Origin of the sequence: Pseudomonas syringae pv. tagetis, assembly GCF_022557255.1 — a bacterium.
GTDB classification, from domain to species: domain Bacteria; phylum Pseudomonadota; class Gammaproteobacteria; order Pseudomonadales; family Pseudomonadaceae; genus Aquipseudomonas; species Aquipseudomonas caricapapayae.
Genome location: NZ_CP092923.1, coordinates 5,393,723 through 5,420,156 on the forward strand (window position 1 = coordinate 5,393,723; position 26,434 = coordinate 5,420,156).

Annotated in this window: 27 protein-coding genes; 8 read left to right on the forward strand and 19 right to left on the reverse strand. The window is 60.2% G+C overall.

From position 1 onward, the window contains the following. Positions 1–226: 226 nt before the first annotated feature. A complete protein-coding gene (locus MME58_RS24150; protein ID WP_054985713.1) occupies positions 227–790 on the forward strand; it encodes a DUF2780 domain-containing protein in 564 nt (187 codons plus the stop codon). Here MME58_RS24150 and MME58_RS24155 read toward each other — a convergent pair. Beyond that, the gene (locus tag MME58_RS24155; RefSeq protein ID WP_055006008.1) at positions 770–1,669 is read right to left on the reverse strand and encodes an acyltransferase; all 900 of its coding nucleotides are present in this window, start codon (positions 1,667–1,669) and stop codon (positions 770–772) included. The two genes, MME58_RS24150 and MME58_RS24155, sit on opposite strands and share 21 nt — an antisense overlap. Before the next feature lie 193 nt (positions 1,670–1,862). Here MME58_RS24155 and rloA2 point away from each other — a divergent pair, with 193 nt between their 5' ends. Further along, positions 1,863–2,366: a retropepsin-like aspartic peptidase RloA2 gene (gene rloA2 / locus MME58_RS24160; protein WP_054985711.1), complete on the forward strand. Its 504-nt coding sequence runs from the start codon at positions 1,863–1,865 to the stop codon at positions 2,364–2,366. Between the two features lie 101 nt (positions 2,367–2,467). Here the strand turns inward: rloA2 and MME58_RS24165 are convergent, their stop codons facing one another. The 10 genes from MME58_RS24165 to MME58_RS24210 form a co-directional block, all read right to left on the reverse strand. Beyond that, positions 2,468–3,097, reverse strand: a complete 630-nt coding sequence (locus MME58_RS24165; protein ID WP_055006009.1) for a glutathione S-transferase family protein — start codon at positions 3,095–3,097, stop codon at positions 2,468–2,470. A 69-nt stretch (positions 3,098–3,166) separates the two neighbouring features. Then, positions 3,167–3,349, reverse strand: coding sequence for a hypothetical protein (locus MME58_RS24170; RefSeq protein WP_054987810.1), 183 nt, complete (start codon positions 3,347–3,349; stop codon positions 3,167–3,169). Next, on the reverse strand, positions 3,346–4,479 hold the full coding sequence (locus tag MME58_RS24175; protein WP_055006010.1) for a PepSY-associated TM helix domain-containing protein: 1,134 nt from the start codon (positions 4,477–4,479) through the stop codon (positions 3,346–3,348). The genes MME58_RS24170 and MME58_RS24175 overlap by 4 nt, the downstream gene beginning before the upstream one ends. Positions 4,480–4,600: 121 nt before the next feature. Next, the gene (locus MME58_RS24180) at positions 4,601–5,584 is read right to left on the reverse strand and encodes a FecR domain-containing protein (RefSeq protein ID WP_054987812.1); all 984 of its coding nucleotides are present in this window, start codon (positions 5,582–5,584) and stop codon (positions 4,601–4,603) included. Next, positions 5,581–6,099 carry an RNA polymerase sigma factor gene (locus MME58_RS24185; RefSeq protein ID WP_054987813.1) on the reverse strand — a complete coding sequence of 173 codons (519 nt, stop codon included), beginning with the start codon at positions 6,097–6,099 and terminating at the stop codon, positions 5,581–5,583. Before MME58_RS24185 ends, MME58_RS24180 begins: the two co-directional genes overlap by 4 nt. 220 nt (positions 6,100–6,319) lie before the next feature. After that, entirely contained in the window at positions 6,320–8,026 is a 1,707-nt protein-coding gene (gene betA, locus MME58_RS24190) for a choline dehydrogenase (RefSeq protein WP_054987814.1), read from the reverse strand. Between the two features lie 140 nt (positions 8,027–8,166). Beyond that, a complete protein-coding gene (gene betB / locus MME58_RS24195; protein ID WP_054987815.1) occupies positions 8,167–9,639 on the reverse strand; it encodes a betaine-aldehyde dehydrogenase in 1,473 nt (490 codons plus the stop codon). A gap of 105 nt (positions 9,640–9,744) precedes the next feature. Further along, the gene (gene betI, locus MME58_RS24200; RefSeq protein ID WP_054987816.1) at positions 9,745–10,338 is read right to left on the reverse strand and encodes a transcriptional regulator BetI; all 594 of its coding nucleotides are present in this window, start codon (positions 10,336–10,338) and stop codon (positions 9,745–9,747) included. A gap of 273 nt (positions 10,339–10,611) precedes the next feature. After that, entirely contained in the window at positions 10,612–12,000 is a 1,389-nt protein-coding gene (locus tag MME58_RS24205; protein ID WP_055006011.1) for a GTPase/DUF3482 domain-containing protein, read from the reverse strand. Continuing rightward, positions 11,993–13,372 carry a DUF2868 domain-containing protein gene (locus MME58_RS24210; RefSeq protein ID WP_055006012.1) on the reverse strand — a complete coding sequence of 460 codons (1,380 nt, stop codon included), beginning with the start codon at positions 13,370–13,372 and terminating at the stop codon, positions 11,993–11,995. Before MME58_RS24210 ends, MME58_RS24205 begins: the two co-directional genes overlap by 8 nt. A 109-nt stretch (positions 13,373–13,481) precedes the next feature. On the opposite strand from MME58_RS24210, the gene MME58_RS24215 reads away from it, so the two are divergent. Together MME58_RS24215 and MME58_RS24220 are read left to right on the forward strand one after the other, a co-directional pair. Next, the gene (locus tag MME58_RS24215; RefSeq protein ID WP_054987819.1) at positions 13,482–13,994 is read left to right on the forward strand and encodes a dihydrofolate reductase; all 513 of its coding nucleotides are present in this window, start codon (positions 13,482–13,484) and stop codon (positions 13,992–13,994) included. A 189-nt stretch (positions 13,995–14,183) separates the two neighbouring features. Continuing rightward, complete coding sequence (locus MME58_RS24220) at positions 14,184–15,242, forward strand: HAD family hydrolase (RefSeq protein ID WP_054987820.1); 1,059 nt, start codon at positions 14,184–14,186, stop codon at positions 15,240–15,242. Positions 15,243–15,303: 61 nt separating this feature from the next. Here MME58_RS24220 and trmB read toward each other — a convergent pair whose 3' ends face one another. From trmB to MME58_RS24240, 4 genes are all read right to left on the reverse strand, one after another. Further along, on the reverse strand, positions 15,304–15,951 hold the full coding sequence (gene trmB, locus MME58_RS24225) for a tRNA (guanosine(46)-N7)-methyltransferase TrmB (protein ID WP_221034566.1): 648 nt from the start codon (positions 15,949–15,951) through the stop codon (positions 15,304–15,306). A 97-nt stretch (positions 15,952–16,048) separates the two neighbouring features. After that, positions 16,049–16,843: a thiazole synthase gene (locus MME58_RS24230; RefSeq protein ID WP_055006013.1), complete on the reverse strand. Its 795-nt coding sequence runs from the start codon at positions 16,841–16,843 to the stop codon at positions 16,049–16,051. Positions 16,844–16,894: 51 nt separating this feature from the next. Beyond that, on the reverse strand, positions 16,895–17,095 hold the full coding sequence (gene thiS / locus MME58_RS24235) for a sulfur carrier protein ThiS (RefSeq protein ID WP_054987823.1): 201 nt from the start codon (positions 17,093–17,095) through the stop codon (positions 16,895–16,897). 112 nt (positions 17,096–17,207) lie between these two features. Continuing rightward, positions 17,208–17,588 carry a DUF423 domain-containing protein gene (locus tag MME58_RS24240; protein ID WP_054987824.1) on the reverse strand — a complete coding sequence of 127 codons (381 nt, stop codon included), beginning with the start codon at positions 17,586–17,588 and terminating at the stop codon, positions 17,208–17,210. 80 nt (positions 17,589–17,668) lie between these two features. On the opposite strand from MME58_RS24240, the gene mtgA reads away from it, so the two are divergent. Continuing rightward, positions 17,669–18,379, forward strand: coding sequence for a monofunctional biosynthetic peptidoglycan transglycosylase (mtgA, locus tag MME58_RS24245; protein WP_054987839.1), 711 nt, complete (start codon positions 17,669–17,671; stop codon positions 18,377–18,379). Positions 18,380–18,489: 110 nt separating this feature from the next. On the opposite strand, the gene rpoH is transcribed toward mtgA, so the two are convergent. The 4 genes from rpoH to ftsY form a co-directional block, all read right to left on the reverse strand. After that, positions 18,490–19,344, reverse strand: a complete 855-nt coding sequence (rpoH, locus tag MME58_RS24250) for an RNA polymerase sigma factor RpoH (protein ID WP_002555629.1) — start codon at positions 19,342–19,344, stop codon at positions 18,490–18,492. 118 nt (positions 19,345–19,462) lie between these two features. Next, entirely contained in the window at positions 19,463–20,497 is a 1,035-nt protein-coding gene (gene ftsX / locus MME58_RS24255) for a permease-like cell division protein FtsX (RefSeq protein WP_054987825.1), read from the reverse strand. Further along, positions 20,494–21,165 carry a cell division ATP-binding protein FtsE gene (gene ftsE / locus MME58_RS24260; RefSeq protein ID WP_002555631.1) on the reverse strand — a complete coding sequence of 224 codons (672 nt, stop codon included), beginning with the start codon at positions 21,163–21,165 and terminating at the stop codon, positions 20,494–20,496. The genes ftsX and ftsE overlap by 4 nt, the downstream gene beginning before the upstream one ends. Then, positions 21,162–22,667, reverse strand: coding sequence for a signal recognition particle-docking protein FtsY (gene ftsY / locus MME58_RS24265; protein WP_055006014.1), 1,506 nt, complete (start codon positions 22,665–22,667; stop codon positions 21,162–21,164). Before ftsY ends, ftsE begins: the two co-directional genes overlap by 4 nt. Before the next feature lie 256 nt (positions 22,668–22,923). On the opposite strand from ftsY, the gene MME58_RS24270 reads away from it, so the two are divergent. The 3 genes from MME58_RS24270 to rsmD are packed head-to-tail and all read left to right on the forward strand — an operon-like array spanning position 22,924 to position 26,344. Continuing rightward, positions 22,924–24,276, forward strand: coding sequence for a M16 family metallopeptidase (locus tag MME58_RS24270; RefSeq protein ID WP_054987827.1), 1,353 nt, complete (start codon positions 22,924–22,926; stop codon positions 24,274–24,276). Further along, complete coding sequence (locus tag MME58_RS24275; protein ID WP_054987828.1) at positions 24,273–25,760, forward strand: M16 family metallopeptidase; 1,488 nt, start codon at positions 24,273–24,275, stop codon at positions 25,758–25,760. The genes MME58_RS24270 and MME58_RS24275 overlap by 4 nt, the downstream gene beginning before the upstream one ends. After that, the gene (gene rsmD / locus MME58_RS24280; protein WP_055006015.1) at positions 25,760–26,344 is read left to right on the forward strand and encodes a 16S rRNA (guanine(966)-N(2))-methyltransferase RsmD; all 585 of its coding nucleotides are present in this window, start codon (positions 25,760–25,762) and stop codon (positions 26,342–26,344) included. The genes MME58_RS24275 and rsmD overlap by 1 nt, the downstream gene beginning before the upstream one ends. The last annotated feature ends 90 nt before the right edge of the window (positions 26,345–26,434 follow it).

Consider the following 26,434-nt stretch of genomic DNA (forward strand, 5'->3'; position numbering starts at 1 on the left):
CCATACATTTCAGAAGATCCAGACCTTGCTGTTTCGCAGAGGAAGCGCGGTAATACATAAATCTTTTATGACAATGCGACGCGCACAGCACACACGCTCGACAGCGCAGAACGAGAAATGCCGCCGTCCGTTTCCTGCGGAGGGAACAAGCCTCTGCTCCCTACAGTCAAACCGTCTGCTTTACCGCTTACTCATGGGCGGTTCAGGTTTGATAGAAGGTAACGCGATGAACACTGCACGCAGTATGGCTTTGGTAACGTTGATGGCCCTGACAACGAGCCCGGCATTTGCCTTTAATCTGAATGACGCCGCAAACGCGGTCTCCAATGCCACCAATGGCAATCAGAAAGCCACGGCGGCACCCGAAGTCGCGGGGCTGCTCAATACCCTCGGTACGCAGCTCAATGTCACCCCGGAACAGGCGGTTGGCGGAACAGGTGCGCTGCTAGGGCTGGCAAAGAACAAACTGACCAGCACCGATTATTCGCAGTTGGCCAAATCGGTCCCGGGCCTGGAGCAGATGTCCGGTACGTCCGCACTGGACAGCCTGGGCGGTGCCAACGGGCTGGGTAGTCTGCTGGGCGGCAAGTCGGGCAACAGCTCGATGCTCAACAGCGCACTGGGCAACGTGCAGAGCATGGGTGACGTGAATAACGCCTTCAAGGCGTTGGGCATGGACAGCACGATGGTCAGCCAGTTTGCCCCTCTGATTCTGCAATACCTGGGACAGCAAGGTGCCAGTGGTTCGGCGTTGCAGAGTTTGAGTGGGTTATGGGGTACCGGGAGCTGATTCAAGTCGCAACGCAGCAATACGTGCATCTTTCTCGACCCAGAGCTGGTTGACCCAGCCCTGCACTTTTTCGCGAAACGCAGGGTCATTTTCGTAATCACCCTGCCAGAGAGCCGGGTCCAGCTCGCGGGTCCTGATATCGACGATCACCTTGGGCACGCGCCCGCAAAGCATGTCCCAGAAGCCTGGAATGCCTGACCCTGGATACACCACGGTGACATCCAGAATGGCATCCAGTTGTTCGCCCATGGCAGCCAGTACGAAGGCAACGCCGCCCGCCTTGGGTTTGAGCAGGTGGACATAGGGCGAAGCCTGAGCCGCATGTTTGGCCGGGGTAAAACGTGTTCCTTCCAGGTAATTGACGATGGTCACCGGTTGACGCTTGAACAGCTCGCAGGCGGCCTTGGTGATTTCCAGATCCTTGCCCTTGAGTTGCGGGTTTTTAGCCAGAAATGCCTTGCTGTAGCGCTTCATGAACGGATAATCCAGCCCCCACCACGCCAGCCCCAGCAGCGGCACCCAGATCAGTTCTTTTTTCAGAAAGAATTTGAAGAAGGGGGTGCGCCGGTTGAGTGCCTGCACCAGCGCGGGAATATCCACCCAGGACTGATGATTGCTGATGACCAGATAAGAGGTGTCGCCACGCAGTCCTTCATCACCGCGAATGTCCCACTGCGTCGATACGCAGGTCGCAAAGATGACCTTGTCGATCTCGGCCCAGGTTTCGGCAATCCACATCACAGCCGCCGAGCAGCGGTCGCGCATCCGGCCTCTGAACAGCAGCTTGAGCAAGGCAAAAACCAATAACGGACCGATCAGTACCAGCGTATTGATCAGTAACAGCAAGGCAACAAAACAGCCGGTGAGCAGACGGCGCATGACGGACTCTTGAAGGTTCAGGGGCGGCAATCATAAAGACCCACGCGTTTTACGCCAATTACACAGGTACTTACAAATGTTTCACGTCAGGACGTTTATGCTTCCCTGACACGCTTGCTGCCGAACCTACTGCAGGTTCGATGTCTAAAAACGGGCGCCAAACAGGCGCTGACCATTGCGAGGAACCTCTCACGTGAAACCGATCCTGGCACTATTGTCGTTGCTGGCCCTGCCGGTCATGGCTGCTGAACCGACGCTATATGGCCGTTACGAGAACATCAAGGTTCTGGACGTAGATCAGACCTTCAAGGCCAAAATGGACACTGGCGCACTGACCGCCTCGCTGTCGGCCAAGGACATCGAGCTGTTCAAACGTGATGGCGATGACTGGGTGCGATTCCGCCTGGCAACCAAGGGCGCGGACAACAAGGTGTATGAGCACAAGGTGTCGCGGATCAGCAAGATCAAGGGACGTGCAGAAGGTGACGACGACGAGGATGAAAGCATCAATCCTGCCAAGCGCCCGGTCGTTGATCTTGAGCTGTGCCTGGGCGACAAGAAGCGCACGGTCGAGGTCAACCTGGTGGATCGCAGCCACTTCAACTTCCCGCTGCTGATCGGTGCCAAGGCGCTGCGCGAGTTCGACGCAGCGGTCAACCCCGCTCGCCGCTACACCGCTGACGAGCCTGATTGCTGAGGTTGTTTGTCGTCCTCAACTATCGTGTGACGCTCCGCGTGGGCATGCAGTTCCGGACGCTCCGCGTCCTGTCCGGAATGTGCGGCGTGGCGCAGATTGACTCAAACCGACGGCTGGGTCGCGAGCATCGACGGACGTTGACTGGCGTCCAGATACCAGGCGGCCAGTCGCGGATAGGCACTGCGCCAGTTCAGGTCAGGCTGACGGAAATCCAGGTATCCGAGCGCCGCGGCGACGCTGATCGATGCGACATCGAAGGAAGTGCTGAGTTCGATAATTGCGTTGCTTTCGAAGTAATGCAGCGAGCGTTCAATCTTCTGCTGCTGATTGTCCAGCCATTGGTCCCAGTGTTTTTCCTGCGGACGCAGAGCCGTTTCGTAGCGAATCAGTATGGCTGCGTCGAGTACAGCATCGGCCAGTGACGCGAGCGTCAGGCGCCTCCAGCGCGAAGATCCCTCACGGGGGATCAGTGGCAACCCGACATGCTGGTGATCCAGATAATCGAGGATGACGCGGCTGTCGTGGATCACGTTGCCATCGGCCAGACGCAACGCCGGAAGCTTGCCTGCCGGGTTTTCTTCATTGAGTTGCGCAGATGGACTGACTGGCGTCACGACGGTTGGCTGCAACTGCACACGGTCGAGTTGAGCGGTTTCATGAAGCATCACCAGTACCTTGCGGGCAAAGGGCGAAGCGGCGTTGAAATACAACGTCATCGTGGGCGCTGACATGGGTGTTCCTCGAATGAGACAGACCCATAGACTAGACAGCGGGCAACGGGTCCGCAATCAGCGTTTCATTCAGCTACGCCGCACCAGCAAGCCCCTGATACTCAACATGGCCGCTGTGCCCATTGCCAGCCACGCCAGCGTGTCCCACCAGCCGTCCCCCAGCAATGCCGCAGACAGGCCGGCTGCGGTGAGCAGCGCTATAACGGCAGGTATCGCAAAGGTCTTCCAGAATCGGGATGGCTTCGAACTCATTGCGCCACCTGAGCCTGAGCCGCGTTCACCGATAGGGCGACACGTCGTCTCACCCACCACAGGTACACGCCACTGCCGAGCACAATGACGGTCAGCATATCCAGCACTGCCCAGAGCACCTTCATCGGCATGCCGCCATAATCACCAAAATGCAGGGGTTGCGACATTCCCAGCGCATCCATGTACCAGGGACGTTCGACCACGGCGGTCACTTGCAGCGTCTGCGCGTCGATCAGTACCGGCGTGGCCAGATGCGCAGTCAGGTGTGTGTTGCCTTTGAGGAACACGGCGTAATGGTGCTCGCTGGAAAAGCGAGTGCCCGGAAAAGCGATGAAATCGGCCTGCATCCCGGGCGCTGCGGACTCGGCAATTTCCAGTAATCGTGTGACCGGTGCCCGTTGAGTCAATGGCGGCGCGTCTTTGTACGGCGCAATCATGGTCGCCAGTGCGTCGTTGCGCCATGACGCAATCAGCAGGTCGGCGCATGCACTGATCACCCCTGTCACGCCCACCACCAGCGCCCAGGTCAGTGTCACCACGCCGATCAGGTTGTGCAGGTCCAGCCAGCGTGTGCGAGTGGACTTGTTGACCCGCACCTGACCGAACTCCAGCTTGCGCATGAAAGGCGAATACAGCACGGTCCCGGACACGATTGCCACCACAAACAGCAAGCCCATGAAAGCCAGCAACAGCTTGCCGGGCAGATTGGCGTACATGTCTACGTGCAGACGCAGCATGACCATCATGAAGCCGCCATTGGCAGAAGGCATTTCCAGCGCCTCGCCGGTACGCGCATCAAGGGCGAAGGTGTGTGATGAGTTGGGCTCCGTCCCCGCGGTTGCGGCGGTGATCGCCATTACCCCGTTGGGATCTTCGTCGTCCCAGCCGAAATACTGCATCACCTCGCCAGGACGATACGCTTCAGCAGCCTTGGCCAGTTGCTCAAGATCCAGATGCGGCGTCTCGGCAGGCATTTCCTTGTAGTGCGGGGCGTCGCCCAGCAAATGATCGATTTCATGATGAAAGATCAGCGGCAAGCCGGTGACAGCCAGCATCAACAAAAACAGGGTGCAAATCAGGCTGCTCCAGGTATGCACGATGGACCAGCGGCGCACGGTTTGGCTTTTCATGGTTTATCCACAGGCGAAGAAGCGCAGAACCGAGCGCATCTGCAAAATGACGTGTAAGACTAAGCCGCTCGAAACCGGAAAAGTGTCAGGGCAAGGCGGTGCCGACATGAACAGGTATGTTTCAGAGTTTTGCCGGATTGACGCTGGCCTGCTCATCCCTGGCCTGCACGGTGACCCACCACGCGGTGTGCTGTTCGATCTGCACCGGCAAGGTCGGCAACAGCGCCTTGAGCGCCAGGTCGGTGTCGGTCAGCGGGAACGTACCAGTGATGCGCAGGTCTGCCACTTTCGGGTCGACACCCAGGTGCCCTGTACGATAGCGACCCAGTTCAGCGAGCATGTCGACCAGACGGGCGTTGTCCACCACCAGCATGCCGCGCGTCCAGGCATCGATGCCGGAAGGCATGCTGAGCAATGGGCCAAGTCCGTTGCGTGTCAGGCGAACCTGTTGGCCTTCGCGCAGCACCTGTTCACCCGGCGCATTACGCGCAGCGGCGGCAACCGCCGACTGCAGCACGCTGAGCAGCGTTGCATCGGACTCGCGTCGGACCAGAAAGCGCGTACCCAGGGCGCGCAATCGGCCATCCGCTGTTTCAACGATGAACGGGCGTGGATCGTCATGGCTGCCGGTCTGCACCAGGATTTCACCGTCCTGCAAGATCACCCGACGTTGTTGCGCATCGAAGCGCACATCGATTGCGCTGTGGGTGTTAAGGCGAATCAGCGTGTTGTCCGCCAGACGCACTTCGCGCTGCTCACCAATGGCGGTGCGTTGGTCGGCAAGCCAGTAATCCATCGGCAGATAACGATCCCCCACGAACAGCGCTAGCCCCAGCGCCATGACCACACCGGCCACACCGCCGCCGAGCTTGCGCAAGCTATGCCGCAGGGCACCCGGCGACTGCTGCAACGCCTTGCGTGCCGGACCGGCGGGCAGAGCGAAGCGCTGATTGACCATGCCCAACTGGTTCCAGGCCCTGGCATGCTCTTCGTCGGCAGCCAGCCAGCGGGCAAGGTCTGCATCATTGCCGCCGCTGCCATCCATATTCAATTGCCACTGTATAGCGGCATCGAGAACGCGCGCGGACACCGGTCTGGCGTTCATGTCGGCTCACCGTAGAGCGCCACGTAGCACTGGCGCATGGCTTGAGCCAGATATTGCCTGACGCGCGAAACGGAAACGCCCAGCCGCTCGGCAATTTCGCCGTGGCCCAGACCGTCCAGACGACTGTACAGAAACGCTGCCCGGGCTTTACTGGACAGGCTGCCCAGCATGCGATCGATCGCTTTCAGATCTTCAAGAACCAGCATCTGTTCTTCCGGCGAGGGTTGCTCGGCTTCAGGAACTTGCATCAGTTCTCCGAGATAGGCCTGCTCCAGCGCAGCGCGTCGAAAGTGGTCGAACATCAACCCCTTCGCGACGGTTGCCAGGAAGGCTCGCGGTTCTCTGGGCGTCAGCAACTCGTGACGTCCGAGCAGGCGCACAAACGTGTCCTGACTCAAATCCTGGGCACGCTGTGGGCAGGCAACATTGCGTCTGAGCCAGGCCAGCAGCCAACCGCGATGGTCGCGATAAAGGGCACCGACAATCTCGCTATGAGTGCTTGGGACTGACGACACGAATGGCCTCGATGAGAAAGTTCTAACTAAAGAGAATCATTCGCGATTGTGGCAGAGCGGAGAGGTAGTGGCAATTCGCGTCCGTCGGGAGGATGACGCGGATAATAAGAAAGGGGGGATTCTGACGTGGAAAGGGTGCCCTCGCCGGAGCGAGTTGGACAGAAGGCAGCCGGAGTTACGCCGGTCGCCCTCACCGTGTGAGGACGACCAGGTCGTCAGATCAGGTCTGGTGGCTGATCTCGCGCAACGGTTTGCCTCGTGCAGGCTTGTCGCCAGCCACGAAGTAGTCGGCGGTGCTGCGTGGCAGAGGCTGGCGACCGCGGATCCTGTCGGCGATTTTCTCGGCGATCATGATCGTCGGGGCATTCAGGTTGCCCGTGGTAATGATCGGCATGATCGAGGCGTCGACCACGCGCAGGCTTTGCAGACCGTGCACGCGACCCTGACCGTCGACAACGGCCATCTCGTCAGTGCCCATCTTGCACGAGCAGGACGGGTGGTAGGCCGTTTCGGCGTGCTCACGCACGAACTGATCCAGCGCTTCATCGGACTGCACATCAATGCCGGGGCTGATTTCGCGACCACGGTAAGGGTCCAGTGCCGGTTGCTGCATGATTTCGCGGGTCAGGCGAATGCCATCGCGAAACTCCTGCCAGTCCTGCTCGCTGGCCATGTAATTGAACAGAATGCTCGGGTACTCGCGCGGGTCTTTGGATTTGACCTGCACACGACCACGACTCGGCGAACGCATGGAGCCGACGTGAGCCTGGAACCCGTGCTCCTGAACGCCCTTGGTGCCGTTGTAGTTAATCGCGACCGGCAGAAAGTGATACTGAATGTTCGGCCATTCGAACGCTTCGCTGGAACGAATGAAACCACCGGCTTCAAACTGGTTGCTCGCGCCGATACCCGTGCCGAGGAACATCCACTCTGCACCAATGGCAGGCTGGTTCCACCACTTCAGCGAAGGGTACAGCGACACCGGCTGCGTGCAGGCGTACTGCAGGTACATCTCCAGGTGATCCTGAAGATTCTGGCCAACGCCCGGCAGGTCATGAACCACCGGAATATCGAGCTTGTTCAGAACCTCGGCAGGGCCGACGCCGGAGCGCTGGAGGATCTGTGGCGAAGCGATTGCCCCGCCGCACAACAACACTTCCTTGCGGGCACGGGCCTCGATGCGGGTGTCACTGTCGCCCACAAGGTAGGCCACGCCGACGGCACGCTTGCCTTCGAACAGGATGCGATCGGTCAGGGCGTGAGTCACGATGCTCAGGGTCGAGCGCTTCTTCGCCTCGTCCAGATAACCGCGGGCGGTACTCGCCCGACGACCGTTGGGGGTCACGGTGCGGTCCATCGGACCGAAGCCTTCCTGCTGATAACCATTGAGGTCGTCGGTGCGAGGGAAGCCGGCCTGCACACCCGCTTCGACCATCGCGTGGAACAGCGGGTTGTTGCCAGCCTTGGGCGTGGTGACGCTGACCGGGCCTTCACCACCGTGGTAGTCGTTCGGACCGATGTCACGGGTTTCAGCCTTGCGGAAGTACGGCAGGCAATCAAGGTAGCTCCAGTCTTCCAGACCCGGCTCTTTTGCCCAGCCGTCATAGTCCATCGCGTTGCCACGGATGTAGCACATGCCGTTGATGAGCGACGAGCCACCCAGGCCTTTACCACGACCGCATTCCATACGGCGGTTGTTCATGTGCGGCTCTGGCTCGGTCTCGTAAGCCCAGTTGTAGCGGCGGCCCTGCAGCGGGAATGCCAGTGCGGCAGGCATCTGGGTACGGAAATCCAGACGGTAGTCCGGGCCACCGGCTTCCAGCAGCAGAACAGTAACGCCCGCGTCTTCGGTAAGACGGGCTGCCAGGGTGTTACCGGCCGAGCCGGCACCAATGATGATGTAGTCGTATTCGGATTGAGTCGTCATAGAGGCTCCCTCATAGAGCGGCAAGTCTCAAGCCTCGGCTGCAAGCAGAAGCAGCGAAGCGATACTTGTGAAAATGGGGTGCGGCAAACATCTTTTGATTGCGTCTGCTTGAGGCTTGCCGCGTGCCACTTGAACCGTGCTTAGAAAACCGAGGCGTAGTCGCCCAGTTCGATCTGTACCGATTTGATGCGCGTGTACTGCGCCAGCGAGCTGATACCGTTTTCACGGCCGACGCCTGACTGCTTGTAGCCACCGACCGGCATTTGTGCCGCCGACTCGCCCCATGCGTTGATCCAGCAGATACCGGCTTCCAGCAGATGAATCACGCGGTGAGCGCGGTTCAGGTCGCGCGTCACGATGCCTGCGGCCAGACCGAAGTCAGTGTCGTTGGCGCGGCGCACCACTTCTTCTTCGGTGTCGTAACCGAGGATGCTCATCACCGGACCGAAGATTTCTTCACGCACGATGGTCATCTCGTCTGTGCAATCGGTGAACACGGTCGGTGCGACGAAGGCACCCTTGTCGAACACACCACCGGTCAGACGATCACCGCCACACAGCAGGCGTGCGCCCTGCTCTTTGCCCTTGGCGATGTAGCCGAGCACGCTTTCCATGTGCTCGAAGCTGACCAATGGGCCGAAGTTGATATTCTCGTCTTCCGGATTACCGGCGCGAATGCGCTTCACACGCTCCAGGATTTTCGCTTCGAACTCTGCTTTCAGGGCGTTCGGCACAAACACGCGCGTACCGTTGGTGCAGACCTGGCCGGAACTGTAGAAGTTGGCCATCATCGCGATGTCGGCAGCACGATCCAGATCGGCGTCGTCGAACACGATCAACGGCGACTTGCCGCCCAGCTCCATGGTCACTTCCTTGAGCGACGAACTCGAAGCACTGGCCATGACTTTCTTGCCCGTGTCGGTGCCGCCGGTAAAAGAGACTTTCTCGATACGCGGATGTTCGGTGATCCAGGTGCCGACTTCACGACCGCTGCCGGTCAACACGTTGAACACGCCGTCCGGTACGCCGGCCTCGGTGTAGATCTCTGCCAGTTTCAGGGTCGTCAGCGACGTGACTTCACTTGGCTTGAAGATCATCGCGTTGCCCGCCGCCAGCGCCGGGGCGGACTTCCACAGTGCAATCTGGATCGGGTAGTTCCATGCGCCGATACCTGCAACCACACCCAGCGGCTCGCGGCGGGTGTACACGAACGAAGAGTCGCGCAACGGGATCTGCTCGCCTTCGATGGCAGGGACCAGACCTGCGTAATACTCCAGCACGTCGGCGCCGGTCACGATATCCACGAAGCGTGTTTCGGAGATGGCCTTGCCGGTGTCCAGCGTTTCCAAGGCCGCCAGTTCATCGTTGCGCTCGCGCAGAATGTCGACGGCACGACGCAGAATCCGCGAACGCTCGACGGCAGTCATCGCAGCCCAGATTTTCTGGCCTTTTTCAGCAGCCACGACTGCGCGCTCGACGTCGTCTTTGCCGGCGCGCTGGATCTGCGCCAGTACTTCGCCGTTCGCCGGGTTGATGGCGTCGAAGGTTTCGGGATTGCTGGCATCGACATAACCGCCATCGATGTAAAGTTTCTGCAGTTCAAAACGGGCCATAAAGTCCTCGCAAATTCAGGGGGGGGGCGATGACTGATCTCAGTGTGCCGGAAACATTGGGCAACACGCGTGTCCAGTCGTTCGGCAAGCAGGCTTCTGAAGCGCTCAGCCTGCCGATTTCGCCAATTGAAAATCCATGTATTCGTAGGCGATCCGTTGCGCTTGCTCAGTGTCGAATGCATCGCCTGACAGTGCGCCTCTCAACCACAGCCCGTCGATCAGGGCTGCCAGTCCGCGAGCGGCGCTGCGTGCCTGTTCCAGTGGCAAGGTACGGCGGAACTGACAGCACAGGTTCGAATACAAACGATGGTCGTTGATACGCTGCAAACGATGCAGCGAAGGGTGATGCATGCTGGTCGCCCAGAAAGCCAGCCAGGTTTTCATGGCCGGGCCGCTGACCTGGCTGGCGTCGAAGTTGCCTTCGATAATCACTTGCAGATGAGCCCTGGGGCTGTCTTCGGTCAGCGCCTGCCGACGCTCGCGGACGTTCTGGATCAAGGCGTTCATCAGGTGCCGCATCGTGGCAGCGATCAGGCCGTTCTTGTCCTGAAAATAGTGACTGATGATGCCGTTGGAGACGCCCGCCAGTCGCGCAATCAAGGCGATACTGGCATCGCCCATACCGACCTGATCGACCGCAGTGAGCGTGGCCTGGATCAGTTGTTGGCGGCGGATGGGTTGCATTCCGACCTTGGGCATTGGCGCAAATCTCCCGATGTCTGCAGTGATCGTTGTACCAAAGTGGTGACGGCAGTCTAAAGTTTTTTTATTGAACGATCAATCAATAAAAAATCAGCGACGCGTTTCACTGTCTGGCAGGCAGTCTGAATCCCTCTGGCCATCACTCGGCGGCACGTCATAAATCTGTGACGCGAAGCGTCACGCAAGGCATTCCCACGCTGGAGCGTGCGGAGCGATGGCCCCGTAACTATCGTGCCGACGCTCTGCGTCCTGTCCTCAGCGCCTGAAGGCTCAGTCCTGCAATACCGCCTCCGCCAACTCATCGATAGCTTCCTGCCTTTCGCCCTGATTAGGCCTGGGCTGCGGGTTGAGCGTCGACCATTGTGGGTGGGCGCGGGCGCGTGACAGGGGCTCGGGGATTTTGCCTTTGCGCCAGGTCTTGTCCTGCGGTGTGGTCAATTCCATGCTGTGCAGGGCTGCGTGACCTCTGACACCCAGCGCCAGCAGCAAGTGGCGCTGACGCAGGGCGAGCAGACGCAGTACCGCATCGTCGACGGTCAGTTCTCTGCGCCCCTTGAGCTTGCCCAGCAACCGGCCTCCGTAGCTGCGCGCCGTGGATAACGCCCCCCCTGCAATCGCCCCGACCAACGCCGCCGCGCCCAGCGTCACGCCGCCGACCATCAGGTCGACCCCTGCCCCGGCCGCAGCGCCAGCGGCCACGCCGCCACCAACGCGCACGCCCATCAATTTGAGGGTTTCCGGATTGAACAGGTCATCCCCCCAACGGCCGTCCATCAACGGTAAATCGCTGCTGGTAACATCGCCCTTGCGAAACGCATACAGCTTGAGCAGCGCCTCGACACTCTGCTGCTCGCGCCGCCGGACAGCCTCGCGCAAGGCCTCCACCGCCTGCTGCTCATGCTCTGGCGTGGTCTCGACGCTGCGCCGACAGGCCGCACAATCAATCAACAACTCGGCGATGAGACGCGCCGCGCTGTGCTTTCTGGCGCGACGTTGCTTCTCCTGATCTTCAATCAAACGCTCGAGCTGAGGCCGCGCGCTTTCCAGCAGCAACGCCAGGCTTTCATACAGACGACGGCCGCCGTCTTCCGGCGGTGCCACGCTGTCGAAACGCACCAGCGCATGCAGGCCCAGACGTGAAAGAGCCTCTCGCCACTCGGGCTCACGGTGCTGCTGCGCACTGACAAAATTCAGAACCGGCAGCAGCGGCTTGCCGCAGCTTGCCAGTACCGCCAGCTCGTCACGGTATTTGGCCAGCACCGGCTCACGCGCATCGATCACATACAGACCGGCATCCGAACCGAGCAACTGGCGCATGACCTTGGCCTCTTGCTCGAAGCGCTGCCGTGCTTCGCTACCCTCCAGAAAACGCGCCAGCCGCGCCGGGCCATCCAGGCGCTCGCCGGGACGGTCGAGGCGCTCCAGATAATCGAGCAGCGCAATGGCATCTTCCAGACCGGGCGTGTCGTACAGCTCGACCACGGCCTGACCGTCCACAGAAAGGCGTGCGCCCTCCACGTGGCGGGTGGTGCTGGGCCGGTGTGACACTTCGCCGAAGCTGACATCGCCGGTCAGGGTGCGCAGCAGCGAGGTCTTGCCGACGTTGGTATGACCGACGACCGCCAGCTTGATCGCGCGAGTGCCGTCTGCTTCAGTCATGGCCTGTCTCCAGCCAGTTCAAGGGCACAGTGTCGGCGTGCGGCAACTGCAATTGATCCAGGGCGACGTGCCAGTCGCCCAAACGCTCCGAATCAAGCGTCTGCCCGGCAGGCGCGGGCAACAGCCAGATGCGCGTTGCTCCGGCGCAGCGCGCCAGTTCGGCGATCAGCGCCAGGCTGCCGCGGTCCGGCGAGCGGCGCGGATCACACGCGATCACCATGCGCGAAGGCGGGAACCGGGTCAGTTGCTCCAGCAGCTTGTGGCGCGATTCACGGCTGTCGAGAATGCCTGCATCGGCCACACCGGGCGGTAGCTCGGGCGGCCAGAACTGCTGATCATCCAGCTCGATTGCCACCAGCAGCGCGCCGTTGCTTTCGGTTGCTCCTGCGCTGGACTGCACCTGATGCAGCGCAGCAGGCTCGGCATCGTTGACGCCCAAACGCTCGCTGCTGGGCATCAGGCGCTCACGCAATTCAAGGTATTGAGGTAAATCAAGGTCAAGGCGCAGCGCTGCCCGCCCCTGCTTCCAGCGCCACAGACAGAAGCCGGCCAGCAGCAGACGCGGCACGATGCCGTAGACCAGCAACACCCCCACCAGCCACGCAGCCCAGGCCTGGCGGGCACTCTCGATACTCAAAGCGCCATTGCCGCTGGCACGAATCATGGTTTCGTCCGGCACGCTGAAGCCCAGCCAGGCTGGCACCGTACTGAGGGCCTGGGTCAGGCTGACAAAGGTGTCGCCGCTCAAAATAGTGGTTTCCCAGACGAATCCATAACGCCGGGTTGCCATCAGCATTAACAGCACCGCCAGCGCACTGAACAGCGCCAGCAGCCACAGGCTGTGCACCACCAGCCCCAGCACCCAACGATTCAGGCGCTTACGCTGCAGCAGCAGGATCAGAGCAGGTGCGAGTTGCGCGACCTGCGCATCACGGGCGAGCTTTTCACTCAGCCACAGCCATAACCGGCCCAATCCGGTATTGCTGCGTCCAGCGAAGATCAGCCCCAGCGTCCAGGTCAGCAACAGCACCAGGTTCAGCCCAAGCAAACTGCCCAGCGCCCAGAACACATTGACCGGGGCCTGCCCGTCGCCCATTGCAGCGAACGCCAAGCCTGCGCCACTGATGAGCGCGAGCATCGCCAATGCAATGATTGCCAGCCGCGCACCCTGCTTCCAGCGGTGCAATACGCCGAGCATGCCGTCACGCTCTGCCAACCCGAGGGCGCGATGGGTAAGGCGGGCAGTCAGATCGCCCCCGGCAGCGCGGGCACGGCGATTGGCGTCCTGATCGTCCAGCGCGCCAGCCTGTTGTTCGCGCAGGCGCACGGCTTCGGTCAGCCAGAGGGTATCGAGTGGGGTCAATACAGTCACACAGTGTCTCTTGATTGAATTCAGCGGCGAGCATAACCGCTGTCATGGGACTGAGCACGGCGTGTGTCAGTTCATTCGCCTGCCCCGTGACCTCTGATATCCTCGCGGCATGAAAACTCACCTCCCCCTCAGCCTGATTGCCGCCCTTGGTGAAAACCGAGTGATCGGCGTCGAAAACTCCATGCCCTGGCATTTGCCGGGGGATTTCAAATATTTCAAGGCAACGACGCTCGGCAAGCCGATCATCATGGGCCGCAAGACCTGGGATTCGCTCGGCCGTCCGCTACCCGGTCGTTTGAATCTGGTGGTCAGCCGCCAGACCGGCCTGCAGCTTGAAGGCGCCGAAGTCTTCGCCTCGCTGGACGCCGCAGTCGTGCGTGCCGAACAGTGGGCGCAGCAACAGGGCGTGGACGAGCTGATGCTGATCGGCGGCGCTCAGCTTTACGCTCAGGCCCTTGATCGGGCAGATCGTCTCTACCTGACTCGCGTCGCACTGAGCCCGGAAGGCGACGCGTGGTTTCCTGAGTTCGACAAGGCGCAATGGACGCTGGTGTCCACTGCCGAAAACGCCGCCGTCGACGACAAGCCTGCTTACAATTTTGAAGTCTGGGAACGCACCTGATCGCTGTTTTCAGTGCAACAACGGTTGCCCACAAAAAACTGCAACAAAAGTGTCGCTTTTGGTTTTAGCGTCGCAAACAAAGGGGCAAACGACGTCTTTAGGCCTTTTTCGGGTCGCTGACGTACTTTTGCCTTCACAATATTTTGTTACGGTCTGCCCCTTCGTTTTTATGACAAGGGGAAATCGCCTATGAAAATCGCGCCAAAACTGCTGGCTGCCGCACTCTGTGCCGGGCTTGCCAGCCAGTCCTTTGCTGCCACTGAATTGAAGCACTGGCCTGAGCCTGCCGCCAAGGCGCTCGACGCGATGATTGCCGCCAACGCCAACAAGGGCAACTACGCGGTTTTTGACATGGACAACACCAGCTACCGCTTCGACCTTGAAGAGTCGCTGCTGCCGTACATGGAAAACAAAGGGCTGATTACCCGCGAAACGCTCGATCCTTCCTTGAAACTCATCCCTTTCAAAGACACCGCCGAACACAAGGAAAGCCTGTTCAGTTACTACTACCGTCTTTGCGAAATAGACGACATGGTCTGCTACCCGTGGGTCGCGCAGGTGTTTTCCGGCTTTACGCTGCAGGAGCTGAAAGGCTACGTCGATGAGCTGATGGCCCTGAAAAAGCCGATCCCTGCGACCTATTACGACGGCGATACCGTCAAGCAGCTCAATGTCGAGCCGCCCCGCGTATTCACTGGCCAGACCGAGCTGTACAACAAGCTGATGGAGAACGGCATCGAGGTCTACGTGATGACCGCAGCGTCCGAAGAGCTGGTGCGCATGGTCGCCGCCGATCCCAAGTACGGTTACAACGTCAAACCGCAGAACGTGATAGGCGTCACCACGCTGCTGAAAGACCGCAAGACCGGCGAGCTGACCACTGCCCGCAAGCAGATCACCGCCGGCAAATATGATGCGAAAAGCAACATGGGTCTGGAACTGACGCCTTACCTGTGGACCCCGGCCACCTGGATGGCCGGTAAGCAGGCGGCGATTCTGACCTACATCGACCAGTGGAAAAAACCGGTGCTGGTTGGCGGCGATACCCCGACCAGCGACGGCTACATGCTGTTTCACAGCGTCGATGTGAGCAAGGGCGGCGTGCACTTGTGGATCAACCGCAAAGACAAGTACATGACCCAGTTGAACGGCATGATCAAGGACAACGCCGAAGCTCAGGCCAAAGAGAAGTTGCCGGTCACGGCTGACAAGAACTGGGTAATCGTCAAGCCGGACGAAATTCAATAAGAGGCGGGATACGCTTTCTGTTGCAGGGTCGTGCCCGAGGGACCGGGCACGAGCTGCCTGTTCAGTCGATCTTTTCGAACTTCAGATCCCAGACGCCGTGGCCGAGCTTTTCGCCACGGCGCTCGAACTTGGTAATCGGGCGTTCGGCCGGGCGGGGTACGTACTGCTTGTCGTCGGCCTGATTGCGATAACCGGGCGCTACGCTCATCACTTCCAGCATGTATTCCGCGTACGGCCCCCAATCGGTGGCCATGTGGAACACACCGCCAACCTTCAACTTGCTGCGTACCAATGCTGCAAACTCGGGCTGCACGATGCGGCGCTTGTGGTGACGGCTCTTGTGCCACGGATCCGGGAAGAACAGCATCAGGCGATCAAGGCTGTTATCCGCGATGCAACGGTTGAGCACTTCAATGGCGTCACAATCGTAGACGCGTACATTGGTCAGCCCCTGGGTCAGCACGCCATTGAGCAGCGCGCCCACGCCAGGAGAATGCACCTCGACACCGATGAAATCGTGCTCCGGAGCCGCTGCCGCCATTTCCAGCAACGAGTGGCCCATGCCAAAACCGATCTCCAGAGTGCGCGGTGCAGAACGACCGAATACCTGATCGAAATCCACCGGCACCTCAGTCAGAGAAAGGCCATACAACGGGCGACCCTGATCAAGGCCGCGCTGCTGACCTTCGGTCATGCGACCGGCGCGCATCACGAAACTCTTGATGCGGCGGTGCGGGCGCTCTTCGCCCTCTTCTACAGCAGGCGACTCTGGGTGCGATACGTGCGAATCAGTCATCAACGGGCTCTTACTTGATCAGGCCATCCAGCGGCGAAGATGCGCTGGCATAGAGTTTTCGTGGCATACGCCCGGCAAGGTAGGCCAGACGACCAGCAATTACAGCGTGCTTCATGGCTTCGGCCATCATGACCGGCTGCCGGGCATGGGCGATGGCCGAGTTCATCAACACGGCTTCACAGCCCAGCTCCATCGCAATAGTGGCGTCGGACGCGGTGCCGACACCGGCATCGACCAGCACAGGCACTTGGGTTTCTTCAAGAATGATCTGCAGGTTGTACGGGTTGCAGATCCCCAGCCCGCTGCCGATCAGTCCGGCCAGCGGCATGATCGCGATACAGCCGATTTCCGCCAGCTGGCGGGCGATGATCGGGTCATCGCTGGTGTAAACCATTACGTCAAAACCGTCCTTGACCAGGATCTCGGCGGCCTTGAGCGTTTCGATCACATTCGGGAACAGGGTTTTCTGGTCGGCCAGCACTTCGAGCTTGACCAGATTGCGGCCGTCGAGCAGTTCCCGCGAAAGGCGGCAGGTACGCACAGCCTCGGTCGCATCGAAGCAGCCAGCAGTATTCGGCAGAATCGTGTAGCGGTCGGGTGGCAGTACGTCCAGCAGGTTTGGCTCACCCGGGTTCTGGCCCAGGTTGGTGCGACGTACGGCCACGGTGACGATCTCGGCACCCGAGGCCTCGATGGCCAGACGGGTCTGTTCCATATCGATGTACTTGCCGGTGCCTACCAACAGGCGCGACGCGAAGGTCCGACCGGCCAGAACGAAAGGCTTGTCGCTGCGAACATTGCTCATTGGAAATCCTCATTACGGGCAGATGGGGGTGGGCGCAGTGCGGATTGCCGACTACCCGCCACCAATGGCATGAACCACTTCGACCTGATCGCCCTCACGAAGGACGGCTGTCACATGCTGGCTGCGCGGCACTATATCCAGGTTCAGTTCCACCGCAACCCGGCGTCCGGCAAGGTCCAGGCGGGTCAGTAATGCCGCGACGGTTTCACCATCGGGCAATTCAAAGGGTTCACCGTTCAACTGAATGTGCATGCGGGAGCAGCCATCACTTTTAGGGGGCGAGCATTCTAGCCCGATCAGCCGGTATGACCAAGGCAAAGCCACGCCATTCGTCTCAAGCACGGCCTGCCGTTCAAGCCATCACTCAAGGAGCAGAACCCAGCCTCCAGGCCGCCAGCCCCAGCATCGACCAGCCGAACAGAAATGCCAGGCCACCGAACGGCGTGACGATGCCCAGCTTGCTGAACCCGGTGAGGGTCAAGGCATAGAGGCTGCCGGAAAACAGCAGAATACCGACTGCGAAGGAAAACCCGGCCCAGGTGATCAGGCGTCCGGGGATGTGCGTTGCCAGTATCGCCACGCCCAGCAGAGCCAACGCGTGAATCAGTTGATAAAGCACGCCTGTGTTAAACACCTCCAGGTACTCGGCACTCAAGCGCTCCTTGAGACCGTGCGCCGCAAATGCGCCCAGGGCCACACCCGTAAAGCCGAAGAACGCGGCAAGCATCAAAAAGCTACGAAGCATCAGGAACTCCAGTGAAAAATCGTCGAAAGGCGCAGGGTCTGTATAATGGCCCGCTCAACGGGTTCGGCCAAGCCATCTCTATGCTGCAGTCTATTCTTCGTCGCATCGTCAAAGCCCTGCTGTGGTTCGCCGCGAGCAGTGTTTTCGTGGTTTTGATCCTGCGCTGGGTACCGCCACCGGGTACGGCGCTGATGGTCGAGCGCAAGGTCGAATCCTGGGTCGACGGCGAGCCCATCGACCTGCAGCGCGACTGGGAACCGTGGGACAAAATTTCCAACAACCTCAAAATCGCGGTCATTGCTGGCGAAGACCAGAAGTTTGCCGAGCATTGGGGCTTTGACGTCGATGCGATTCAGGCCGCCATTCTGCACAACGAGCAAGGCGGTTCTATTCGCGGTGCCAGCACGTTGAGCCAGCAGGTGTCGAAAAATCTGTTCCTGTGGTCCGGCCGCAGCTACTTGCGCAAGGGACTGGAAGCGTGGTTCACCCTGCTTATCGAGCTGCTGTGGTCCAAGGAGCGCATCCTTGAGGTGTACCTGAACAGCGTTGAATGGGACGAAGGCGTGTTCGGTGCCCAGGCTGCGGCGCAGCATCACTTCCGCACCAATGCCAGCGCGCTTTCTGCCCAACAGGCCAGCTACCTGGCTGCCGTCCTCCCCAACCCTCGCCAATGGAGCGCCAGCCACCCGAGCAGTTACGTGTCTCGCCGTGCAGGCTGGATTCGTCAGCAAATGCGTCAGTTGGGTGGTGATGAATACCTGCAGGGGTTGAACAGCAGCCAGAGATGGTGAGGGCTTGACGCGCGCTCCGCGTCGCATAGAGGACGCAGAGCGCCGCACGATAGCTGATACACAACCAAAAACGCCCCGATCATCTCGGGGCGTTTTTCGTCCGGGTAGCCTTACGCGGCTATCGACGTCTTGAGCTTGTTCATCGCGCTTTTTTCCAGCTGACGAATACGCTCGGCAGAGACGTTGTACTTCTGCGCCAAGTCGTGCAGCGTGGCTTTTTCCTCTGCCAACCAGCGCTGGTAGAGAATATCGCGGCTGCGTTCGTCGAGCACATCCAGCGCCTGATGCAGATTGGCGGTGGAGTTGTCGGTCCAGTCGGAGTCTTCCAGTTGACGCGCCGGATCGTAACGGTGGTCTTCCAGATAATTGGCCGGTGACTGAAAGGCGCTGTCGTCATCCGCTTCGGCAGCCGGGTCAAAGGCCATGTCGTGGCCCGTCAGACGGCTTTCCATTTCACGGACTTCACGCGGCTCGACGCCAAGGCTTTCTGCGACGCGATGGACTTCATCGTTGTTCAGCCAGGCCAGACGCTTCTTCTGACTGCGCAGGTTGAAGAACAGCTTGCGCTGCGCCTTGGTCGTGGCGACCTTGACGATACGCCAGTTGCGCAGGATGAACTCGTGAATCTCGGCCTTGATCCAGTGCACGGCAAAAGAAACCAGACGCACGCCCATTTCGGGATTGAAGCGCTTCACGGCCTTCATCAGACCGACGTTGCCTTCCTGGATCAGGTCAGCCTGAGCCAGACCGTAACCCGAATAACTGCGCGCGATGTGCACGACGAAGCGCAGGTGGGCGAGGACCATTTGTCGGGCCGCGTCCAGATCCTGCTCATAGTAGAGACTCTCAGCCAGTTCACGCTCCTGCTCGGGCGTCAGCAAGGGAATGCTGTTGACCGTGTGCACATAGGCCTCAAGGTTCGCACCCGGGACTAAAGCATAAGCAGGTTGCAAAGAAGTGGTCATACGAAAAAACCTCCAGCGCACATGTGATGTGCAGTTCAGCACTAGCCAGATTGACCCGGAACCGCTAACCAAGTTCCTTGATTTTCAGAGGCCAGTCTGGTGAAACAATAATTTGGCTCTATCGGGGCGCCAGCTCACGCAAGTGGCGGGCGACCGCAATCCAGGCACCGATATACCCTAACAGAACCGCTCCAAGCAAGAGCGAAAGACCATCGCCCATCGGAACACCAGCCAGCGCGAAGTCACTTCCGTAAAGACCCGCCAACCCGACGACCGCTCCGTTCAGCCAGTTCAGGCCATAAGCCAGAACGCCCCAGGACAGAATTCCTGCCCCGAAACCATACAGCGCGCCCATATAGAGGAAGGGCCTGCGTACGTAACTGTCAGTGCCACCCACAAGCTTGATGACTTCGATTTCAGTACGGCGGTTTTCAATGTGTAAACGTATTGTGTTACCAATTACTAACAGCAAAGCCGAGACCAGCAGAACCGTCAAGCCGAAGACGAACCGGTCACCCAGCTTGAGGATAGCGGCCAGTCTTTCGACCCAGACCAGATCGAGTTGCGCCTGCTCGACTTTAGGCAGTTCCGCCAAACGCGTGCGCAAGGCTTCCAGTGCAGGCTTGTCGACCTCATCCGGCGTTACCAGCACCACGCCCGGGAGCGGGTTCTCCGGCAATTCCTTGAGTGCTTCGCCCAACCCGGACTGCTGCTTGAACTCACCCAGCGCTTGTTCGCTGCTGATGTACTCAGCGTCTGCCACGCCGGGCATCGACTTGATCTCGTCACGCAGGCGAGTGCCATCAGCGGTACTGGCATCCATTTTCAGGTAGATGGAAATCTGCGCTGCACGCTGCCATGAACCACCCAGGCGCTCGACATTGCTCAACAGCAACGACAGGCCCATCGGCAGGCTCAAGGCAATCGCCATAACCAGGCAAGTGAAGAAGCTGCCAATGGGTTGTTTGCCCAGACGTCGCAGGCTGTCCACCAGACTGGACCGATGGCTTTCCAGCCAGGCCGACAACAGCGCGTTGAAATCCGGGCCGTCATCATCGTGATCGTGGCGCTGCTTTTTCTTTTTCGGCGGCACTGGATCGGCGGCTTTGGGCGCAACGCGCTCAGACACCTTGGGGCTGCGTGTAGCACTCATACTCCGGCCTCCCCGTCACCGATCAGACGACCGCGCTGCAGGGTCAGCATGCGATGGCGCATGCGGGCGATCAAGGCAAGGTCGTGACTGGCAATCAGCACGCTGGTCCCCAGCCGGTTGATATCTTCAAACACACCCATGATTTCCGCTGCAAGGCGTGGATCGAGGTTACCAGTCGGTTCATCGGCCAGCAGCAGGGCCGGGCGATGAACAATGGCGCGGGCGATCCCGACACGCTGTTGCTGCCCTGTGGAAAGATCACCTGGATACAGCTCGGCCTTGTCGGACAGTGCCACGCGCTCGAGGGCCGAATCGACCCGCTTGGCGATCTCGGGCTTGGACAGGCCGAGGATCTGCAAGGGCAATGCGATGTTGTTGAACACCGTTCGGTCAAACAGCAGTTGATGGTTCTGGAACACGACGCCGATCTGACGACGCAGAAACGGGATCTGTGCGTTGCTGATCTGCCCAAGGTCCTGACCGGCCAGCATCAGCTTGCCGGTGGTCGGACGCTCCATGGCCAGCAACAGGCGCAGCAGGGTGCTTTTGCCTGCACCGGAATGACCCGTGACGAACAGAAATTCGCCGCGACGTACTCGAAAGCTCAGTTCATGCAGCCCGACATGTCCATTCGGGTAGCGCTTACCGACCTGCTCGAATCGAATCATGAACGCTCCCGCTCCGCAAACAGTGCCTGAACAAAGGGTTCGGCCTCAAAGGTACGTAGATCATCGATACCTTCACCGACGCCGATATAGCGAATCGGCAAGCCAAACTGCTTGGCCAGGGCGAAAATCACGCCGCCCTTGGCAGTGCCATCCAGCTTGGTCAGCGCCAGCCCGGTCAGCGTGACCGTCTGGTTGAATTGCCTGGCCTGATTGATAGCGTTCTGCCCGGTGCCTGCGTCGAGGACCAGCAACACCTCATGGGGGGCGTCGGCGTCCAGCTTGCCGATCACACGGCGAACCTTCTTCAACTCCTCCATCAGGTTGTCTTTGGTGTGCAGACGGCCGGCGGTGTCGGCAATCAGCACGTCGATACCGCGAGCCTTGGCGGCTTGCACAGCATCGAAGATGACCGAAGCAGAGTCGGCACCGGTGTGCTGGGCGATGACCGGAATGTGGTTGCGCTCACCCCAGACCTGCAATTGCTCGACAGCCGCAGCACGAAAGGTGTCACCTGCTGCCAGCATGACTTTCTTGCCTTCCAGTTGCAGCTTCTTGGCCAGCTTGCCAATGGTCGTGGTCTTGCCCGCACCATTGACGCCGACTACGAGAATCACGAACGGCTTGTGTTCGGCCTTGATGACCAGGGGCTGCTCGACAGGCTTGAGCATCGCAGCCAGCTCGCCCTGCAACGAGGTGTACAACGCCTGGGCGTCGGTCAACTGCTTGCGGGCGACCTTCTGAGTCAGGCTCTGAATGATGACCGACGTGGCTTCAACGCCGACATCTGCCGTCAGCAGGCGGGTTTCGATTTCTTCAAGCAGGTCATCATCGATGGCTTTCTTGCCCAGAAAAAGGCTGGCCATGCCTTCACCGATACTGGCGCTGGTTTTCGACAGCCCCTGCTTGAGGCGCGCGAAGAAACCGACCTTGGCGGCTTCAGGCTCTTGTACCGGGACCGAGGCTGGGACCGCAGGTACTTCCCGAACAGCTTGCACAGGCTGTGGCACTGCCTGCGCAACGACTGGCTCCGGTGCAGGCCGGACCAGCACAGGCTCAGGAATATCGACCGGCAAGATATCGACTGCGGGTTCCGATGCGACGGGCATAGGCGCTGCGGGTGCGGGTGCGGGTGCGGGTGCAGCATGACTCTGCTCTGGAATAGCCGGAGTAACATGCGGCTCGCGCTCGTCACTCAGTGCTACGGGCTCTTCAGTTACCGGCAAGGTCAGCCAGGGCTGAGGCGACGGCGCACCAGGCTCGACAGGGGCTTGCGGCGCAGGTGCAGCCGCCTGGGCGGTGCTCCCGGATGCGGATTGCGAGGCAACAGGAGGCTCAACCTGCGGCGTTGTCACAACCTGGTCAGGGACCGGATCGGGTTGCGTCGGGGATAATTCTTGCGGCGCTGGCTCGGTTTGCTGCGGTTTCTTGCGCAGCCATCCGAACAGGCCTTTCTTCTCTCCAGCCTCGGCTGGGGTCTTCTTGTCGTCGTTGGAACCAAACATGGAGGACGGCTATCTCAAGGTTGCGGGACGCCAGAGGGCGACCCGGAAAAATTCTGACATGCAAAACAGACTGCGTTTAGGACTTCTTGTTCACTCAACGGCCGCTTGTCCAGCTACCTTTACCTGCGTTTCAGACAGGTTTCACTCGCAATTGGCCAGTGAAGGCTGTCTCTGAAGCAAACGGATCAGTATCCTAACACCCCCGCGCTCGCCGACGCTAAGTTCACGCGGGCCGTTCTACAGGTTCAAACTACGAATGAATGCTTTAGCCCGCCGCGCCGCAGGCCTGCTGCTCAGCACAGTTTGTCTGCCTTTGACAGCATTGGCTGCCGATCCGCAACCGACCCATGAATTTACCCTCGACAATGGCCTGAAGGTTATTGTCCGCGAAGACCACCGCGCCCCGGTGGTGGTTTCGCAGATCTGGTACAAGGTCGGCTCCAGCTACGAAACGCCGGGTCAGACCGGCCTGTCCCACGCGCTTGAACACATGATGTTCAAAGGCAGCAGCAAGACCGGCCCGGGTGAATCCTCGCTGATTCTGCGCGATCTGGGCGCTGAAGAGAATGCGTTCACCAGCGATGACTACACCGCCTACTATCAGGTGCTGGCCCGTGATCGCCTGAGCGTCGCGCTGGAACTGGAAGCCGATCGCATGGCCACCCTGAAATTGCCCGCCGACGAATTCAGCAGCGAGATCGAAGTCATCAAGGAAGAGCGCCGTCTGCGCACCGATGACAAGCCGATAGGCAAGGCGTTCGAGCGCTTCAAGGCGATGGCCTACCCCGCCAGCGGCTACCACACGCCGACCATTGGCTGGATGGCGGACCTGGAACGCATGAAGGTTGAAGAACTGCGCCACTGGTACGAATCCTGGTATGCGCCGAACAACGCAACGCTGGTGGTGGTCGGTGATGTGCAGCCGGACGAAGTCAAAGCCCTGGCAGAACGCTTCTTCGGGCCGGTCCCGCGCCGCGACATACCGCCTTCGAAAAAGCCACTGGAACTGGCAGAGCCGGGTGAGCGCAAGATCACCCTGCACGTCAAGACCCAACTGCCCAGCCTGATTTACGGCTTCAATGTGCCGAGCGTCGCGACCGCTGAAGATCAGCGTTCGGCAAACGCTCTGCGCCTGATTGCAGCACTGCTCGACGGCGGTTACAGCGCACGCATCCCCTCACGTCTGGAACGTGGCGAAGAACTGGTCTCCGGCGCCTCGTCGCGCTATGACGCCTTTGCTCGCGGCGACAGCCTGTTCATGATCAGCGCCACACCCAACCAGCAGAAGAAGAAGACCCTGGCCGATGTAGAAGCCGGTATCTGGCGTCTGCTTGATGAGCTGAAAACCAAGGCACCGTCCGCAGAGGAACTCGAGCGCGTAAGAGCCCAGGTTATTGCCGGCGTGGTCTATGAGCGCGACTCGATCACCAGCCAGGCAACCATGATCGGAGAACTGGAAACCGTCGGCCTGTCCTGGAAGCTGATGGACAACGAGCTGGAAGCGCTGCAGAGCGTGACCCCGCAAGACATCCAGAAGGCTGCCAACACTTATTTCACCCGTGAGCGCCTCAGCGTTGCACACGTTCTGCCTGAGGAGAAAGCCAAATGATCACGCGCAATGCTCCACGTCATGCGCTGCTTGGCCTGATCCTGGCCGGTTCGCTCGGTGCCCTTGTCGCCCTGCCAGCCGCTGCCGACACTGCCACCCCTGCCGAGCCGGGCGCTCCGGCGCTGGGCAGCAACCTGCAAACCCTCAAGGAACTGGACGGCAAGGCTCCGGCCCGTCGCGCCCTGAATATCCAGACCTGGAACACCGCCGAGGGCGCCAGGGTGCTGTTCGTGGAGTCCCGCGAATTGCCGATGTTCGACATGCGCCTGACATTTGCCGCAGGCAGTAGCCAGGACCAGAAATCCCCCGGCATCGCCCTGCTGACCAACGCCATGCTCAACGAGGGCATCAAAGGCAAGGACGTCAGCGCCATCGCTCAGGGCTTCGAAGGACTGGGGGCCGACTTCAGCAACGGTTCCTACCGCGACATGGCCGTGACGTCCCTACGCAGCCTGAGTGCTGCCGACAAACGCGACCCCGCCCTGAAGCTGTTCAGCGAAGTCGTGGGCAAACCCACCTTCCCTGCCGACTCTCTGGCGCGCATCAAGAACCAGTTGATCGCCAGTTTCGAGAGCCAGAAGCAGAACCCCGGCGCTATCGCCAGCAAGGAACTGTTCAATCGTCTGTACGGCGACCATCCCTACGCTCACCCGAGCGAGGGTGACGCCAAGAGCATCAACGCCATTACTCTGGCTCAGCTCAAGGCTTTCCACGCCAAAGGCTATGCGGCTGGTAACGCAGTGATCGCACTGGTGGGCGACCTGTCGAGAGATGAAGCACAAGCCGTCGCCGCTCAGGTATCCGCCTCGCTGCCCAAAGGCCCGGCCCTGGCCAAAGTCGCCGACCCTGTCGAACCCAAGGCAGGTGCCACGCACATCGAGTTTGCATCCAACCAGACCCACCTGATGCTCGCGCAACTGGGCATCGACCGCAACGATCCGGATTACGCGGCGCTGACCGTGGGTAACTCGGTGCTGGGCGGTGGCGGCTTTGGCAGCCGACTGATGACCGAAGTGCGGGAAAAACGTGGCCTGACCTACGGTGTCTCGTCCGGCTTCACCCCCATGCAGGTTGCCGGACCGTTCATGATCGGCCTGCAAACGCGTGCGGAAATGAGTGAAAACACCCTCAAACTGGTGCAGGACATCGTTCGCGACTTCCTCGCCAACGGCCCGACCCAGAAAGAAGTCGACGATGTGAAACGCGAACTGACCGGTAGCTTCCCGCTGACCGCAGCCAGTAATTCCGCCATCGTCGGCCAACTGGGTGCCATCGGTTTCTATAACCTGCCGCTGACCTACCTTGAAGACTACATGGCCGCTGCCCAGAGCGTGACGGTCGAACAGGTGAAAGCGGCGATGAGCAAGCATCTGAGCGCCGATAAGATGGTCATTGTCACCGTTGGCCCGACCGTGGAGCAAAAACCACTGCCAGCGCCCACCGACAAGCCCGCCCGCCAACCTGCAGGGGTCCCGGAACACTGATGGCCAATCCACGTCCGAAGGGCCATAACGGCCTGGGTCAGCTTCGTATCATCGGCGGAGAATGGGGCAGCCGCCGGCTGACCTTCCCCGACGCCCCCGGCCTGCGCCCGACGCCTGATCGCGTGCGCGAAACCCTGTTCAACTGGCTGGCCCCCTATATTGCCGGAGCCAGAGTGCTGGACGTCTTCACCGGCAGCGGCGCGCTGTATTTCGAAGCCCTGTCCCGAGGTGCCAGCATGGGCCTGGCACTGGACAGCAACGCGGCGGCCATCGCCAGCCTGCGCCAGAACCTCAACGCACTGAACTGCATCAGTGGCCAGGTCTCGCAGACTGACGCCCTGCGCCATCTGGAAACCGCCGCTGCATCGCCCTTCGACGTGGTCTTTCTCGACCCGCCCTTCCATCAAGGCCTGCTGGCTTCAGCCTGCAACCTGCTGGAAAGCCACGGCTGGCTGGCAGATACCGCCTGGATCTACACCGAAAGCGAGACACCGCCATCGACCACCGGCTTGCCGGGTAGCTGGCGATTGCACCGCGAGAAAAAGGCTGGCCAAGTGTATTACGCGCTGTGGCAGCGGGGTTAATCAATACGGGAGCGTGCGGAACGATAACTTCAACTATCGCGCAACGCTCCGCATCCTCTTTTGCAATGCGAAGCGTCACGAAATGCAGCT